This window comes from Crocosphaera sp. XPORK-15E, assembly GCF_034931425.1.
In the GTDB taxonomy this organism is placed as follows: domain Bacteria; phylum Cyanobacteriota; class Cyanobacteriia; order Cyanobacteriales; family Microcystaceae; genus UHCC-0190.
Genome location: NZ_JAYGHQ010000032.1, coordinates 1 through 16,880, shown reverse-complemented (window position 1 = coordinate 16,880; position 16,880 = coordinate 1). Strand labels below are relative to the sequence as shown.

Sequence of the window (16,880 nt, the reverse complement as noted above, 5' to 3'; positions counted from 1 at the left end):
TGAAACCCTTGACGGGCTTAGATCGCTCTAGAAATTTGAATGCTTAACAGCTTAATGCTGACTTATTTGATAATCTCAATAATGATGGCAGTTTAAGGCCAGAGCAGAAAGCAACGTTAAAGGGGTTTATTGAGGATTTTTATTCTTTGGATTAATAGTCTTTTGTTAACCATTTTTTTGATATTGTTCAAATAAAGATCTAACCTTTTCAAGATAAAGAGAACGCACATTTTCGGGTTTTACAATCACACAATCCCCATAATAAGCAGCAATTTCACGAAAAAACCAAAAGGTATTAAAAATACTTCTCGTCACTCGTCGTCTTGATGGTGTATCCTCAATATCTTCTATCTTTAAGTCATGAGGCTTGCTACGATAAGCAAACACCAGTCCTCCCCTTAACTCAAAGGACACTTCAATACGTTCTAAATCATTTAACCAAGGTGTGTCAATTGCGGTAACGGTGGCATCTTGAATTCTATCTAATCTCAATGTCCAATTATGGGATAATTCTTGTAGATCTTGATTTCCTTCTGATTCATCAGTGCGACAGACTAAATACTGTCTTTTCTCGATGAATTGAATCTGAGCAAATCTGACTGTAAATTGCCAGTTGATTTCCCTTGCATCTTGGTATGTTAGGCGAAACGGTTGTTGACGATGGATAAAATCATCTATTTTCCCTTGCCAAGCTGGTTTAGGAGTCTCTAAAAAGTTATCGATTTCCTGTTGAAAGGGAATGGTTAACTCACTACGCTCTTGCAGGAGTTTAGCTATCTCAATGGCTTCTTCCATTTTTCCGGCATCAACCAAGGCTTTTCTAGCAGTATCTAAGGCTTTTATTCGCTCTGATGTCCAATCATGGTTTGGGGCAATGCGTAATTTTCCTTGGGCGATTGCTTTCAATAATCGGGAAATATTGGGCTTTTCTCCCCAAGTCATTCCATATTCAGCCGCTAACGCTTCTAACTGCTTTTTGTCTCGTTCTAATAGTGAGAGTGTGATCGATTGTCCTTTTCGTCCCATATTTGTACGTTCACTTTTTTGAAATAAGTCAGTATTAGGGGGTGACATTTCTATTGTGAGGGATCATAATGGGATTAACAAGTAAGTAACGTACACAATCTAAGTGAATATGAAATGACTAAGCTAGAGCTTACAAAACCAGGTTGTTACCTTTGTGGCCAATCCCTCATAGGGATTAATGACGAAAAATGCTTATTTTGACCATATACCTCATCTCATAAATCTTAAAAAATCAGGAAATAAATATGTCGAGGATCGGGATCTATAATCATCCGATAAAAACTCTTGATGAGCGATATTTTAGGGAAATTCGCCCTAAATTATTTGAGTTACATGGAAATCATACTCAACATGGTTCACGAACAGGACGGACTCTTGCAGAACACTTAGATTCTGCCTGTCAATTTGTATTAACCTTAAGTAAAATAGCAAAAGTCCCAGAAGAAAAACGAGGTTTAATTCTGGCGGCAACAGCCGTTCATGACTTAAATAAATTGACGGATAAAGATGATAAACGAAATGTGAAAAAATTGGCACGTGATCAAGCTTTTCTGCAAGAACAGTTAGAACGTGCAGGTGTTAGTGAATTAGTCAAAACTGATGAAGATTTAGAACTGGTACGTCGCTTAATTGAACGACATTCAGGACATAATGCCAGTGATGGAATGCGCTTTTTACCTGAAGATCCTAATATTAAACGTTGGGCGGCAATGCTGATCGGTGCAGATTTATTTGACCTTGGTATTGATAAAAAACAACGCCTTCGTAAAGTTGAAAATGAATTAACGGTTGTCTTAAGTCGAAATACTCAGTTATTTGAAGTTACTCTTTCAGAAGATCGAGGCTATTTAACCTCTTTATTACTGAGTGCTTGTGAAGAAGTTTTACATACTTATAATTTACATACTCTGGAGATTAATCCTAATGGCCAAATTTTCTTAGGAGAAAAGTTTCCTGAACAAGATTTATCTACTGAAATAGCTAGAAAATGGCAAAAAAAGATAGATAAAGTTTTTGGAAGTAATGTTGAACAATTAGTTCAAGCGACTAAAGATGGCATTAAAGTTAATGCTCAAGCAATTCAACAAAACCCTGATGGCTCAATTGAGGCTGTTGATAAACTTTTAGTCAAAAAGTTCAACAGTTACAAAGCTGATAAACTAGCTCAAGATATTAAGAAGTATGGCGAAGATGCAGGAGAGAAAGCTCTTGAAATAGCAACTAAACTAGGTTTGTATCCGGTAAAGAATGCTGAAGAATTTGCCCTTTCTGAAGGAATGAAAGCCGCATATTTAAGTTATAGAGAAGCAGAATTAATCCCGTCCCTAGCCTGGGATAGAATTGCCGAATATGTTGGGATTTCTCCTGAGCAAAGAAGCGCATTAGAAGCTTTTAATGCTCAATATGGACGGTGTTTATTTGCTGTACAGGTGGCAAAAATAAAAGGGATGGAAGGGATACAAGCTGCTCTGCAAAATTCTTTTGAACTTCGACAAACTGAAGAAACAGAGGTATCAGAAGAATTAATTAATTCTGTTCGATGTTTATTGAACTTTCCCACATCTATTAACTGGCAAGGGTTTAATCAATTAACTGCTTATATTGAAGCAAATCCTCGCCAACGTTGTTCTTTAGGAACAACATCACTTCAAGTTAGTGAGTTAATTTCTAATCAAATGCCGCCTGGAACTAAGGTACAATCCTTTTCTAATCGTCTTCCAGGAGGGATGAGTGCTGAACCTAAAAGACGAGGGGATAATTTAGCCTCTTTGAGTTATCAACTATTAGCAGTGGGGGCTAATTTTCCTAAATCAAGTAAACAAGATCCCTTATATCTTCATTTTGCATTGCCTCAAGGCTCAAGTCCAGAGTTACGAAATATCTGGCAAAAATGGCTTCAAGAAAAATCTAGTCTAAATCCAGATGGCGGAACGGTGACCGTTGATGAGTTACAACTATATCGTGATAATGGGATCGCCTTTAAAGCAAATAAAGTTGTCGGTGCTGCTTTACCCAAACGTCCCGATTTTATTCAATCTAGCATTATTATTCCGCTTGTTTGGGGAGATGTTAACAGTTCTCTAGCTTTACTCAAATCTCTACGACTTGCCTTAGAACTTGCCCTCGCCTCTGATTTGGGATTTCCTTTTGTCTTAGGAGGAAATTTAGAAATCAAGCCCCAATGGGATGTTTTTGGGCGAGTGGAGGGGATTCCTTCTGCCTTACAACCCCTATTAGGTAATGGGCAATATTCCCGTCAAGGACAACTTACTCAAAAACAACAAGAGGAGGTTTTAACAGCCGAAGAAGTTTTAGAACGATTACGTTGTATTGGGAAATTGGCAATTTCTGTCGCTAGTTTATCTAAAAAAGATGATTGCTTATATGACCTAGCTAGGGCTGTTCAACGGCCTCTTGACCTTTATTTTGTTCTTTTAAGATGGCTGCTTCGAGAACAGGACGATCCCAATTTAGAAGCCATTTGGAATCGCGTTAAAGAACCTTTAAACCAACTATTAAGGAGTCTTATGTCAGAAGAACATGAACTTGTTTCACATTATCTCAAACAAGCTGCTTTGATTGCTGAAACAGGCAAATTACGAGGTAGTTCTTTCCGTCGTACTGCCCAAACTGAACCTTTTTCAGAATTTATTAAAGCGGTGCGTTCTCGTAAATCTCATTTGGATTGGGATACGATTTTTGCTTCCCTAGTGCAACAATATCACACCAGATTAGATCGGATTCGTGAACATGGAGTTGGTGCTACGAAACTTGAACAAGTTAAACAATTTTACGAAGTTTTACGCCAACTGTTTGACCAAGTTTATAATACCCGTCCTGAAAAGTTACTATCCGATAGAAAAACCTTAGAAGCTGCTTATCTGTTCTTCTTACAAGAAGCTCGTCAAGAACTTAAAGCAAAATCTGAAAGTAACCAAGCGCAATCTGAACAAACATCTGAAAATAACAAGGAAAATTAACTCATGTCTATCCAAAAATTAACACCTTTTCTAGCTACCAAATACGAAAATTTTCCAAAAGGTCGCACTATTGGTTTAGTGGTTTTAAGAACAACTCAATCTGAAACTATTTTCCGCACTGAAGGGACAGGAGAACCGATGTGCAGTGAATCAGTTCAAGCCGGAATTGAAGACATAACTATTATTCCTCGCTTAGTGATGACTAAACGTAAACAAATTGCTCCTGAAAGACGACGGGGACGTGAATTTTTACGATCAAATGAACTGCTTTATACGGCTAAAAATGGTAAAGTTTGTTCTCTTAATACTAATGCGCCTTGTGAAATGTGCGTTGATTGTTTTCTCTATGGTTTTGCTGCTGGAGGAGAAGGCGCACAAAAAAGTCGAGTTTGGACAGAAGATGCCTTTAGTATTTTACCTTCTACAGAACTGATAGGTGATCGCACAATTAACGCTATTTATGAAAATGGCACAATGCGAGATGAAGAAGGAAAGCCATCAACTGCGCTTAATACCAGCGAATATATTAAACCAGGGGTACATTTTCTTGATATTGTCACCCTTAAAGATGTCACTGCTGATGAGTTAAGGTATGCCATTGGGAATATTTTACTAACTACTCGTTACGGTGCAGTTTCTAGTCGTGTTGGGCGAATGGATAACCAACTTTTAGGCCTATTTGGGGGAATGGCTGAACTACCTAGTTCTCTCGAATTAGTTCAAGGGGTTTACGATAAATTAAAAGCTGAAAATATCGAATTAGACCATCCTTTGAAAACTGACCCCTTAATAGCGGGGACGAAAGACATTATTGCTAATTGGACAAATAAGCGAGGAATTTCTTTACAACTTTCTGATAGCGAAATTGAAGATTTACTGACTGATATTGATGAAAATTGGTCACTGACTCAACAACAAACTTTCCTAAAACGTCTTGATGCTTCTTACGCTGAATATCGGAAGATACCTGACAACACATCTGCCAAAAAAGGACGGGGTAAATCGTCCAAAAAACAGCAAGAAAAAGCTGAGGAAGAAGAATAATGAAACAGCCAGTGACGTTAGAAAAAAAACCATCTATCACAACAGCCAAATTAATAGAATTGTGGTTGGCTGAACCTGTCTTTTTTGCCTCACGGGAATTGTCAGACACTTATTACACTGAAGGAACAATCGGCAATTATGCCCTTGCTTATGCCTTTTCTTGGGCGCGATCGCCTTATCGCTTGACAGGAAAAGACACCAACAGACCTAAATATATTGAGGATCTGACTCCTCTCAATGGAGACTGTTATATTCTCCCTGCTTGGCCGGTTAATGAGGGGGTATCTTTTCGATTTGAACGGTTTAACGGTCTTTCTGATGCTTATTGGTATGCTATGACCAATAATCGGGTTGCTACGGCACGGGAAGACTTATCAATTGTTCGGAGTGGGAAAAAACCCAGTACCTTTCGTCCTAGTAATTTTCCGCAAACGGGACGGTTACGAGTCATTGAAAGAAATAACAGATTTCAAACCTTAGTATTTGGCAAACGTGAACTGTCTGAATATATCCGTGTCGGTAAATTTATGAGTAAAGTTCGGGTCGATATCATACAGGAATTTGAGGTTAAATCTCTACCGATTGGCAATCATTCCTGTAATACCTATCTTAGTGCCGCAGATCTTCCCTCTAATCTTCAATTACTCGGATTTGATGTCATCTCTATTCCCCCAGTCTCCTTACTAAAAAATCTTCAATTTCACGGAGAAGCGTGGAAAATAGGAGATTTTACTGTTCCAGCTAATCTTCAATTTTGTGGTGGACGTAATGGTTAATCAACTTCAAATTACTCTCGAATCGGCTAGTATTGCTGCTTGTCCTGATATCCCTTCTGAATTAAACTTTATGGATCAAGCTTTACAACATCAAGTCGATGTTTATGAAGCCGCAAAGACTAATGATATTATTCTTGATCTTGCTCCCACAGGAACTGGAAAAACTAAAGCAGGATTAAGTGTTTTAAAACATAATCCTAATCGAAATGCTGTCTATATCGCTCCAACAAATGCACTTATTGAACAGCAAACGAAAGCAGCAGAAGAATTTGTAAAAACAGCAGGTTTACCTCATATTGTCAAAGCTGCATCTGCAAGACATATAAAAGACTGGTCAAACGAAAAAGTAGGTAAGCGTTCAGGGGAAAAACTTTATAATGTATTGCGTGAACCTGCGACAATCTTTCCAAAATGTAAAGACCAACCTATTTTATTGGTAACTAATCCTGATATTTTCTACTATGCAACATTCTTTGCTTATAATCGACTGGATAAAAGTAATATTGCTAGTGAATTTTATAGTAGTTTTTCCACAGTGATTTTTGATGAATTTCACTTGTACGATTCAAAACAACTGGTAAGTTTATTTTTCTATATGGCTTTATCTCAGGTTTTTGGTTATTTTAATTATAATCGAAAAATTATCTTACTGACAGCAACTCCTGAACCTGCTTGTGATGCAGCTTTAGAAACGTTAATGCAATCAGGAGTTAAGATTAAGCGTATTGATGGGAAAGAATACAGTCAAAACTTAATCCCTTCTCAAACAAAAGTTAATCTCACTATTCGCTCTTTACCAGATGAGAAAGAACAACTAATTTCCGAGATTGTTCAAGAGATTAGTCTGAAATTAGAACAATATCCCGATCAAAATGGGGCAGTTATTCTGGACTCAAAAGATACACTCAACCGAATTTATGATCGACTTCGTGCTAAGGGTTTAGAATATAAAATTGGGCGTATTATTGGGAATACTCCCAGTGAGCAACGTCAAATTGCTGCTCAAAAACAAGTAATTTTAGCTACCAGTACGGTTGATGTTGGGTTTAACTTTAAGAAAATACCAGAACCGACTCGACAAAATCTAGATTGGTTGATTTTTTCTACCCGTGATCGTTTCTCTTTTTGGCAAAGAATTGGACGAGTTGGGAGAGTTTTGGGGAAACAAGAAACTAATATTATTTCTGAGGTGATCGCTTATTTACCTGAAAAAGCATGGGAACAAGGAATTAATAAATTAGATACTTCTGGAGGACGAAAAGAATTAACGCAGATCTTAGAAAGTTTAGACTGTATGAAACGTCCTTTTTTAGAAGTTTATTGGAAGTCAGAAGCTTTTTTAGAAATTGCTAGACCTTTAATCGAACTTGAAAATTATTTACACAATTTAGAACAAGAATCTCTAATTAATGATTTATATCACAATCTTCAAAAAATATTAGGAAATAATCGAGCTTGGAATTACTATAAATTCCGAATGCTGACGATAATAGTTGCTGAAAAACTTGCCTTAGCTGATTTAAAACCTCAAAAACGGAATGAATGGTCTTTTGTCAGAACTTTATTTGAGCAGAGTTCATTTACTCGTAAACTATTCCTTAAAAAATTTCTCGAATGTAATTACCCAGATTTATTTGATGAACTCAACAATAATACTTACACAATAGAAGAACTAGAAGATGACATTAAAAAGAATGAATCAGCCGCCGTAGAAATTCAAGAATTTGCCAATCTTTGGAAAACGATTTATTCTCCTTTGTTTCGTTTTCGAGATAGCTTATTTGACAATGTAAAAATTTATGATCCTCAATACCTTCTTTTAGATGAAGTGGGAGAAACGAATCTCGATCCTATTCATTTATTGCGATATTTAGAATTTGAAACTGATGGCGATACAATTGAATTAACTGCAAGAGCAAAAATTCCTTATAATTTAACATTCTCTTTGACAGTTGAAGACTTAGAACAATTCAATAATACTTGTTTAGCAAAACTGTATGCGTTTAAAAATTTGCAAATTAAACGAATGCAAGCTGGAAGTATCCGTCCTACTAATTTTCCTTCATCTTTACAAAAAGCACTTCAAAAAACACTAATTCCTGGTGTTATTGTTAATGAACATGGTAAAAACAAATGGGCGATCGCTAAACTTAAAAAACAGGGTTTAGACTGTTATCCCATACAAGTTTCAGATTACGCATCACCCAAACCTAAAGAGTATCAAATGTTCCCTAGTTTATCAGGAATTTTGGCGATCGCGCAAGCCGGATTTGCTTTACGTTGTCCAGACAATGAAGATTTCTATATTGTTTAGTAAGTATAAACGATTAATCATGAATATCCAAGAATTAATTGAAAACTTATCCCAATATGATCCCAATACTCCCGTTGTTATAAGCGGTTATGAAGGGGGATACAACGATGTTAGCATTGTTGAAAAAAAAACCATGCAACTAAATGTTAATGATCGAGATTACTACGGCGCACATGATTGTGTCAAAGGGTTAATTGTTCCTAATAAACCAATGGTTGATGTGATTTGTTTAGCAGGGGTTAATCCTAATTGTAATGAACCTGAGTTATCTTATCATTAATATCAGGAAACTTTTCAAACAAAATTAATTCTCTAACTTTAGAGAATTTTTTGAGACTTGATTTTTTATGAGCATTATTTGGCTTTTTGCTAACTATTAACTATTATGCCTCACAGTCTAGTAATTAATCTCACACCCGTTTCACCCATCTCGCCTAATTACCTCAATGGGCGACACATACACGCACTTTTCCTGACTTTAGTTAGTCATGTTGATCAACAATTAGGAAACACATTACACCACTCCCAATCAGACAAAGCTTTTAGTCTTTCTCCCTTACAAATTATGGAAAAAAATGCTAATTATCACAATCTTAAATGGACTCATCATAAATCAATTTCCCCTGGTACTTTTTGTTGGTTTCGGGTTTCTTTGCTTGATGACACACTGTTTAGTAAATTAACTCAATTATGGCTTAATCTTAACTCTAATCAACCTTGGTATCTCGGTTCAGCCGATTTACAGATCACTAGCATCCTGGGAACGCCTCAATCTAATCAACCTTGGGCAAATGCCTGTCCTTACCAACAATTATATGAACAAGCATCAGAAACAGAACGTACTTTTAAATTAACTTTTGCCACTCCTACGGCCTTTCGTCAAGGAAAACATGATACTGCCCTTCCCACTGCTGAATCTGTGTTTAAAAGTCTCTTAACACGATGGAATAAATACAGTCCTATCAAAATTTCTGACATGACAATTGATAGTTTATTCCCTAGTTTTTTTAAAATCAAAACTGAAATGGTTATTGACTCTCGTAGTAAGTTTATTGGTTGTGTTGGAGATATTGAATATCGATTATTAGGAGAGGTTGACCCCCTACAGATTAAACACTTTAATGTCTTGGCTGATTATGCTCTTTATTGTGGAATTGGACGCAAAACAACTATGGGTATGGGAATGAGTAGACGAATTATTAATTATTCTTCTTAAAGTGCTTTATTTATTTAACCCAAATCCTCAGAATTCAATTTATAAACTATTAACTATCAACTATTAATTACCATGACTGAGTATATTCCTATTGCTTCTCTCAATCATTATGCTTATTGCCCTCACCGTTGTTGGCTCATGTTTTGTGCTTCAGAATTCATTGATAATCAATATACCATTGAAGGAACCACTTTACATGAACGAGTTCATACAAACAGTGAAGAAAATCGAGGAAACACTTATCAAATTCGGGCAATTTGGCTTAAGTCAGAACGTTATCAACTCATTGGTAAATCAGACTTAATTGAGGAAATTGATGGTCAACTTTATCCAATTGAATATAAACGAGGGAAAAAAGGAGAATGGGACAATGATGAATTACAAGTGTGCGCTCAAGCTCTTTGTTTAGAAGAAATGACAGGACAATCTATTAACACAGGATATATTTACTATGCTCATTCTCATCAACGTCAATTAGTTCCACTTTCTCAATCTTTACGACAACAAGCCATTACTACCATTAACGCTATTCAAACTATGATGAAAACAGGAAAAATGCCCCAAGCTAATTATACAAAACGATGTCAAGGATGTAGTCTTCACAATCATTGTCTTCCCCAATCTGTCAAAAAAGTGAAAAGTTACCGAGAATCTTAATGCTTTAAGACCCTTTCAAATTCTCTATCAACTATCAACTATCAACTATTAACTAAAATGGGTACTGCTTACATTACACAGGAAGATGCTTTTATTGGCAAAACTGATGAACGCTTAGTTGTTAAATCTGACAAACAAAAGCTTTTAGATGTTCCCTTACTAAAAGTCGATGGAGTTGTTGTTTTAGGACGAGCAACGGTTTCGCCCGCCGTAATAACAGAAATGCTCTCTCGTCATATTCCTTTGACTTTTCTAACAGCAACTGGACGGTATTTAGGACGACTTGAACCAGAAGTTACTAAAAATATATTTGTCAGAAAAGCTCAATGGCAAGCCGCAGGAGAATCTCCTAAAGCGATTCATTTAGTTCAAGCTTTTGTCAGAGGTAAACTTAAAAATTACCGGAATAGTCTCATGCGTCGTCAACGAAATTTTGAACATCTTGACCTCACTAAAAGTATTACGACGATTGAACACACTATCTCTCCCATTGAGCAAACTAGCACAATTAATTCTTTAAGAGGGTTAGAAGGGGCCGGAAGTGCGGCTTATTTTGGTTGTCTTAATCAACTAATTACTAATAAAAACTTTCAATTTACTCATCGTAATCGTCGCCCTCCCACCGATCCAGTGAATGCTTTACTTAGTTTAGGATATGCTCTATTACGTCATGATATCCAAAGTGCTGTTAACATCGTTGGTTTTGATCCTTACTTGGGTTATTTGCACGTTGAACGTTATGGTCGTCCCTCTTTAGCTTTAGATTTGATGGAAGAATTTCGTCCTTTAGTGGTTGATTCTGTCGTCCTCAATGCTATTAATCATGAACTGCTGAAACCCGATGATTTTACCCAAGAAGCTATTAGTAATGCGGTTTCTCTTAATAAAGACGGGTTGAAAACTTTTTTACGACTTTATGAACAAAAGAAACAATCAAAGTTTAAACATCCCGTTTTTCAAAGACAATGTACTTATCAAGAATCCTTTGAATGGCAAGCCCGATTAATGGCTAAATATCTAATGGGAGAAACTGATAAATACCCCCCGCTAGTTCTGAAATAATTCTAGTTTCTAAACTCAACTATCAACTATTAACTAATATCATGTTTGTTCTAGTTAGTTATGATATCTCTGAAGACAAACGCCGTACCAAGATTCATAGTATTCTTAAGTCTTATGGTCAATGGGTACAGTATAGTATCTTTGAATGCGACTTAACCGAAACTCAATATGCTAAACTTAGGCATCGGTTAAGTAAATTAATTCAAGGTGACACTGATAGTATTCGTTTTTACTTCCTTTGTCAGTGTTGCCAAGGTAAAATTGAACGTATTGGTGGGGAAATGCCCAGAGATAATACCATTTTTGTTGTTTGAGCTTTTTTGCGCCCCAGGGTAGGTGTAGAAATGAGTGAACTTCTAAAACGACCTCTAACCCTGATGGGGTAAAGCTTAGATGTACCTATCTTCTTTAAACCTGCGGCGCACCAGTTAGAGTAAGGGTTTCAGCGATTTTGTGTTATGATGATGGTAAGCCAAATCCAATTTTTAATGGCTGCGGCGCAAACGTACCTTGAAAACCGCATAATGTATGGCTTTCAGAGTACCGCCGTTTCAACTATTAGTAATCCCTATGAGGGATTGAAACAACTCAGGGGAGCTAACTAAACTACGATTAACGCCGTTTCAACTATTAGTAATCCCTATGAGGGATTGAAACAAAATCAGCAAGCTTGGAACCTAAAGGTCAGTTCTGTTTCAACTATTAGTAATCCCTATGAGGGATTGAAACGATAACGTACCATTCAACTGGTTCCTGTTTAGCGGTTTCAACTATTAGTAATCCCTATGAGGGATTGAAACCCCACAATAAATCAACCTCGCTAGGTTTATCCTCTGAGAAGTTTCAACTATTAGTAATCCCTATGAGGGATTGAAACAACCTACTTGAGAAGCTTTCAGATAGTGGGGTAACTGTTTCAACTATTAGTAATCCCTATGAGGGATTGAAACAAGCCTAAATTAGATGGTACTGGGTCTGGTGTAGCTATGGTTTCAACTATTAGTAATCCCTATGAGGGATTGAAACTCTCCATGATTTGGCACAGATTCGCCATGATTCCAAGCAGTTTCAACTATTAGTAATCCCTATGAGGGATTGAAACAGCACAGAAAAGCTGTTGACTTAACCAGTTAGCGTTTGTTTCAACTATTAGTAATCCCTATGAGGGATTGAAACAGCTTCCCAGTTTAGCCATACTATATCACCTAGGAGTTTCAACTATTAGTAATCCCTATGAGGGATTGAAACAAGGATATTTTTATGGGGGTAGGCGATCGCAGTCGAACGTTTCAACTATTAGTAATCCCTATGAGGGATTGAAACGAGTGCGGATTGATTGCCGCAGGTGTCCAACCGTTTCAACTATTAGTAATCCCTATGAGGGATTGAAACCCTATTCACGCTGGTGAACTATCAGGACGGAAGCATGATGTTTCAACTATTAGTAATCCCTATGAGGGATTGAAACCCTACAAATACATCCGATTTGATTAATGATTCTGGTTGTTTCAACTATTAGTAATCCCTATGAGGGATTGAAACAGACTATGAAACCATTACAGATGAGTCTTTAGCAGGTTTCAACTATTAGTAATCCCTATGAGGGATTGAAACCTCCCTGTGGCCGGTCTTCCGGCTCCTGGTCTTGCTCGTTTCAACTATTAGTAATCCCTATGAGGGATTGAAACTAAGAACGGTCACTTTAACCACTGTAGAATTTGCGTTTCAACTATTAGTAATCCCTATGAGGGATTGAAACAAAAGATTCAGGATATCAACCTCAAGATATTGATTTAGAGTTTCAACTATTAGTAATCCCTATGAGGGATTGAAACCTGGCTTAATCTCCCTTCGGGCAGTCTGGAAAGCACGTTTCAACTATTAGTAATCCCTATGAGGGATTGAAACAAGCTCTTTCTCGATAGCGGCTATAGCTTCAGCCATTGTGTTTCAACTATTAGTAATCCCTATGAGGGATTGAAACGCCACATCTAATGATTACGGGGATTTAGATAATTTACCGTTTCAACTATTAGTAATCCCTATGAGGGATTGAAACAAAGAATCTTCCAAAAGTTGCTTTAATTGGGCGTTTCAACTATTAGTAATCCCTATGAGGGATTGAAACTAACACTGACCGAACTTAGTTCAGGCTGGCTTAGAATGGTTTCAACTATTAGTAATCCCTATGAGGGATTGAAACTCGACTATGACCACTTTGGCCGTATTACCTATGGGGTTTCAACTATTAGTAATCCCTATGAGGGATTGAAACAAATTAAAGCGAAGATAATCAATATGTGATGTTAGGTTTCAACTATTAGTAATCCCTATGAGGGATTGAAACGCTGCTAATGCCCAAGATTTCGAGACTGAAGTAACTAAAGTTTCAACTATTAGTAATCCCTATGAGGGATTGAAACGTTCAGCCGCTTTTTGGGCAATATTTAATCTAGTCTGGGCGTTTCAACTATTAGTAATCCCTATGAGGGATTGAAACAAGGGGCAAAGTGGCGATCGCGGATCAACTTAATGCTAGAAGTTTCAACTATTAGTAATCCCTATGAGGGATTGAAACGGGGACAACGGTTGAAAACCAAAACAATCAATTCGTTTCAACTATTAGTAATCCCTATGAGGGATTGAAACCAAACTTATTATGAAGCGTTCCATTTTAACAAGAAGTTTCAACTATTAGTAATCCCTATGAGGGATTGAAACCAATTAAATCGACCAACCCCTCTTGATCTAATAAGTTGTGTTTCAACTATTAGTAATCCCTATGAGGGATTGAAACTTTCTATTCTAGCTAATTTTAAGAGCGATCGCGTTTCAACTATTAGTAATCCCTATGAGGGATTGAAACGTTCCTTTGGCCGCTCCGAGTAACTTTGAGTATTGATGTTTCAACTATTAGTAATCCCTATGAGGGATTGAAACAAATAGTTTATTGAAACCCAGTTTGTCAGCTTCGTTTCAACTATTAGTAATCCCTATGAGGGATTGAAACAAAACACTATTAATCACTTCAGAATAATCACCATGTTTCAACTATTAGTAATCCCTATGAGGGATTGAAACCTACCAGTTTCCACTTTTTCTCGGATTCGATGAGTTTCAACTATTAGTAATCCCTATGAGGGATTGAAACTTGAGCCTTAACAGGAACGGGTAGGGCATTTCCTGGTTTCAACTATTAGTAATCCCTATGAGGGATTGAAACACGTTATTAATTTTTCACTCTGATTAAGGGGTCTTTTTGTTTCAACTATTAGTAATCCCTATGAGGGATTGAAACATCCTCCCAAGAAAAAATAAATCAATTAAGTCAAATTTTGTTTCAACTATTAGTAATCCCTATGAGGGATTGAAACGATTACTGGCATGATTTGGATTTTGAATATAAAGTTTCAACTATTAGTAATCCCTATGAGGGATTGAAACTTGAGATATTTTCCATGAGCCGGGCTGATTATGATCGGTGTTTCAACTATTAGTAATCCCTATGAGGGATTGAAACGGGGGTGGCTTCCACCTTGGCGAGATTTTCTGGATTGTTTCAACTATTAGTAATCCCTATGAGGGATTGAAACCCAAACCACCAAGACGGCTTGATACAGTGATAGGGGTTTCAACTATTAGTAATCCCTATGAGGGATTGAAACATTGATTTTGGTTCTTATGGCTCTTGCTTTAACCTTGTTTCAACTATTAGTAATCCCTATGAGGGATTGAAACCCAAACCACCAATACGGCTTGACACAGTGATAGGGGAAGTTTCAACTATTAGTAATCCCTATGAGGGATTGAAACAAAACACTATTAATCACGTCAGAATAATCACCATTAGAGTTTCAACTATTAGTAATCCCTATGAGGGATTGAAACGAATAGAATAAAGGTAAATAAAAAAAGACAAAGTTTCAACTATTAGTAATCCCTATGAGGGATTGAAACAAAGGTTGTGTAGTAGGTATGTCCCACTTACTAGGAGGGGTTTCAACTATTAGTAATCCCTATGAGGGATTGAAACGTAGGTTCTACCTTCTTGCTCATACATATCTTTAATGTTTCAACTATTAGTAATCCCTATGAGGGATTGAAACAGAAGTTAGCACGCTCCCTACATTCTCCCCAGTTCCCGTTTCAACTATTAGTAATCCCTATGAGGGATTGAAACAAGCTGGCAACGATCCTACGTTCAAGAATTTTCCGTTTCAACTATTAGTAATCCCTATGAGGGATTGAAACGGTGACATAATCAAGCATCCCCCAAGGGCGGTTAGCAGAGTTTCAACTATTAGTAATCCCTATGAGGGATTGAAACCAAGGTAATGAGGTTGATAGTTGTTGTTGTTTGACATAATGTTTCAACTATTAGTAATCCCTATGAGGGATTGAAACATTGGTTTGGGACAGAACGAGCTAGAACAACAAGTTTCAACTATTAGTAATCCCTATGAGGGATTGAAACAACTTAACCAATGGCACGATCACGCCCCTTAATGGTGTTTCAACTATTAGTAATCCCTATGAGGGATTGAAACTGCCGGGTTTTCTTTACCTGGGCTTGATACTTATTTGCCTTGTTTCAACTATTAGTAATCCCTATGAGGGATTGAAACAACACTTTATCTGATACTATCGCTGGAATTGTTTCGTTTCAACTATTAGTAATCCCTATGAGGGATTGAAACATCTACTTAATTATCTAAGGGATTGTAAAAATCTAGTTTCAACTATTAGTAATCCCTATGAGGGATTGAAACAAGTCTCTAGGAACAATAATAGGAAATTCGTTAATGTTTCAACTATTAGTAATCCCTATGAGGGATTGAAACATCGCTTGATTTTTTAAAGAACTAATATGAGTTCCGTTTCAACTATTAGTAATCCCTATGAGGGATTGAAACTCTCTTAGTAGTTGGTTTCGTCAATTAAAAGGAATAAGGTTTCAACTATTAGTAATCCCTATGAGGGATTGAAACAAATTTAATTTAGTCAACCGAAAAAAATTAAACGGATGCAAGTTTCAACTATTAGTAATCCCTATGAGGGATTGAAACAGAAATATCCAAATTATTTTCGTTTACGGTAAGTAATAAAGTTTCAACTATTAGTAATCCCTATGAGGGATTGAAACAGCAGAGGAGTTATGCCTAGCGGCATTAAGTTTGAGTTTCAACTATTAGTAATCCCTATGAGGGATTGAAACACAGCCTTATTCCTGATTTTTGGCTAAGACAAGGTTTCAACTATTAGTAATCCCTATGAGGGATTGAAACACAACAACTAAACAAACAGCAACAAGCCTTCTTCGGTTTCAACTATTAGTAATCCCTATGAGGGATTGAAACAAGTCCATTGTAATCTCTGTAAACATCAGCCATGTTTCAACTATTAGTAATCCCTATGAGGGATTGAAACAGGACTTAAATAATGCACAAACTGAAACGGTGTTAGTTTCAACTATTAGTAATCCCTATGAGGGATTGAAACACATTCAATTTGAATATGCAGGGTGATCCCTTATGTTTCAACTATTAGTAATCCCTATGAGGGATTGAAACATGGTAGACTCAATCAGAATTAAAGAAATTCACGGTTTCAACTATTATGAATCCCTATGAGGGATTGAAACGATAATATTCAATATCTTCAAAACAAAAACATAATTCCTATGAGGGATTAAACTGTTAAAAACTTCCGTTCCAATCCTTCCCAAATGGTTGCCCCCAATACTGCCAAGATTCCTTATTGAACGGTGATCTATAGCGTAAAATCAAATCTCGTTCCCATTCTAA

General features: G+C 36.8%; 10 protein-coding genes and 1 CRISPR repeat array. Of the genes, 9 read left to right on the top strand and 1 reads right to left on the bottom strand.

What is annotated here, in order from left to right:
• Positions 1 to 165: 165 nt before the first annotated feature.
• A complete protein-coding gene (locus tag VB691_RS23035) occupies positions 166 to 1,074 on the bottom strand; it encodes a WYL domain-containing protein (RefSeq protein WP_323293871.1) in 909 nt (302 codons plus the stop codon).
• A gap of 197 nt (positions 1,075 to 1,271) precedes the next feature.
• Between VB691_RS23035 and VB691_RS23030 the strand changes: the two genes are divergently transcribed.
• The 9 genes from VB691_RS23030 to cas2 all read left to right on the top strand — a co-directional run bounded on the left by VB691_RS23030 (position 1,272) and on the right by cas2 (position 11,390).
• Positions 1,272 to 4,007: a hypothetical protein gene (locus tag VB691_RS23030; RefSeq protein ID WP_323293870.1), complete on the top strand. Its 2,736-nt coding sequence runs from the start codon at positions 1,272 to 1,274 to the stop codon at positions 4,005 to 4,007.
• A 3-nt stretch (positions 4,008 to 4,010) separates the two neighbouring features.
• Positions 4,011 to 5,051 (top strand): type I-D CRISPR-associated protein Cas7/Csc2, encoded by a 1,041-nt coding sequence (cas7d, locus tag VB691_RS23025; RefSeq protein ID WP_323293869.1) that lies wholly within the window; start codon positions 4,011 to 4,013, stop codon positions 5,049 to 5,051.
• Positions 5,051 to 5,827 carry a type I-D CRISPR-associated protein Cas5/Csc1 gene (gene cas5d / locus VB691_RS23020; protein WP_323293868.1) on the top strand — a complete coding sequence of 259 codons (777 nt, stop codon included), beginning with the start codon at positions 5,051 to 5,053 and terminating at the stop codon, positions 5,825 to 5,827. The genes cas7d and cas5d overlap by 1 nt, the downstream gene beginning before the upstream one ends.
• Positions 5,820 to 8,141, top strand: coding sequence for a type I-D CRISPR-associated helicase Cas3' (cas3, locus tag VB691_RS23015; RefSeq protein WP_323293867.1), 2,322 nt, complete (start codon positions 5,820 to 5,822; stop codon positions 8,139 to 8,141). Before cas5d ends, cas3 begins: the two co-directional genes overlap by 8 nt.
• 19 nt (positions 8,142 to 8,160) lie before the next feature.
• A complete protein-coding gene (locus VB691_RS23010; RefSeq protein ID WP_323293866.1) occupies positions 8,161 to 8,421 on the top strand; it encodes a hypothetical protein in 261 nt (86 codons plus the stop codon).
• Positions 8,422 to 8,526: 105 nt separating this feature from the next.
• Positions 8,527 to 9,357 (top strand): CRISPR-associated endoribonuclease Cas6, encoded by an 831-nt coding sequence (gene cas6 / locus VB691_RS23005; protein ID WP_323293865.1) that lies wholly within the window; start codon positions 8,527 to 8,529, stop codon positions 9,355 to 9,357.
• A gap of 66 nt (positions 9,358 to 9,423) precedes the next feature.
• Positions 9,424 to 10,014: a CRISPR-associated protein Cas4 gene (gene cas4, locus VB691_RS23000; protein ID WP_323293872.1), complete on the top strand. Its 591-nt coding sequence runs from the start codon at positions 9,424 to 9,426 to the stop codon at positions 10,012 to 10,014.
• Between the two features lie 57 nt (positions 10,015 to 10,071).
• The gene (gene cas1d / locus VB691_RS22995; RefSeq protein WP_323293864.1) at positions 10,072 to 11,076 is read left to right on the top strand and encodes a type I-D CRISPR-associated endonuclease Cas1d; all 1,005 of its coding nucleotides are present in this window, start codon (positions 10,072 to 10,074) and stop codon (positions 11,074 to 11,076) included.
• A 41-nt stretch (positions 11,077 to 11,117) separates the two neighbouring features.
• A complete protein-coding gene (gene cas2 / locus VB691_RS22990; protein ID WP_323293863.1) occupies positions 11,118 to 11,390 on the top strand; it encodes a CRISPR-associated endonuclease Cas2 in 273 nt (90 codons plus the stop codon).
• A 234-nt stretch (positions 11,391 to 11,624) separates the two neighbouring features.
• Positions 11,625 to 16,717: a CRISPR direct-repeat array (repeat unit 37 nt; unit sequence GTTTCAACTATTAGTAATCCCTATGAGGGATTGAAAC).
• Positions 16,718 to 16,880: the final 163 nt, after the last annotated feature.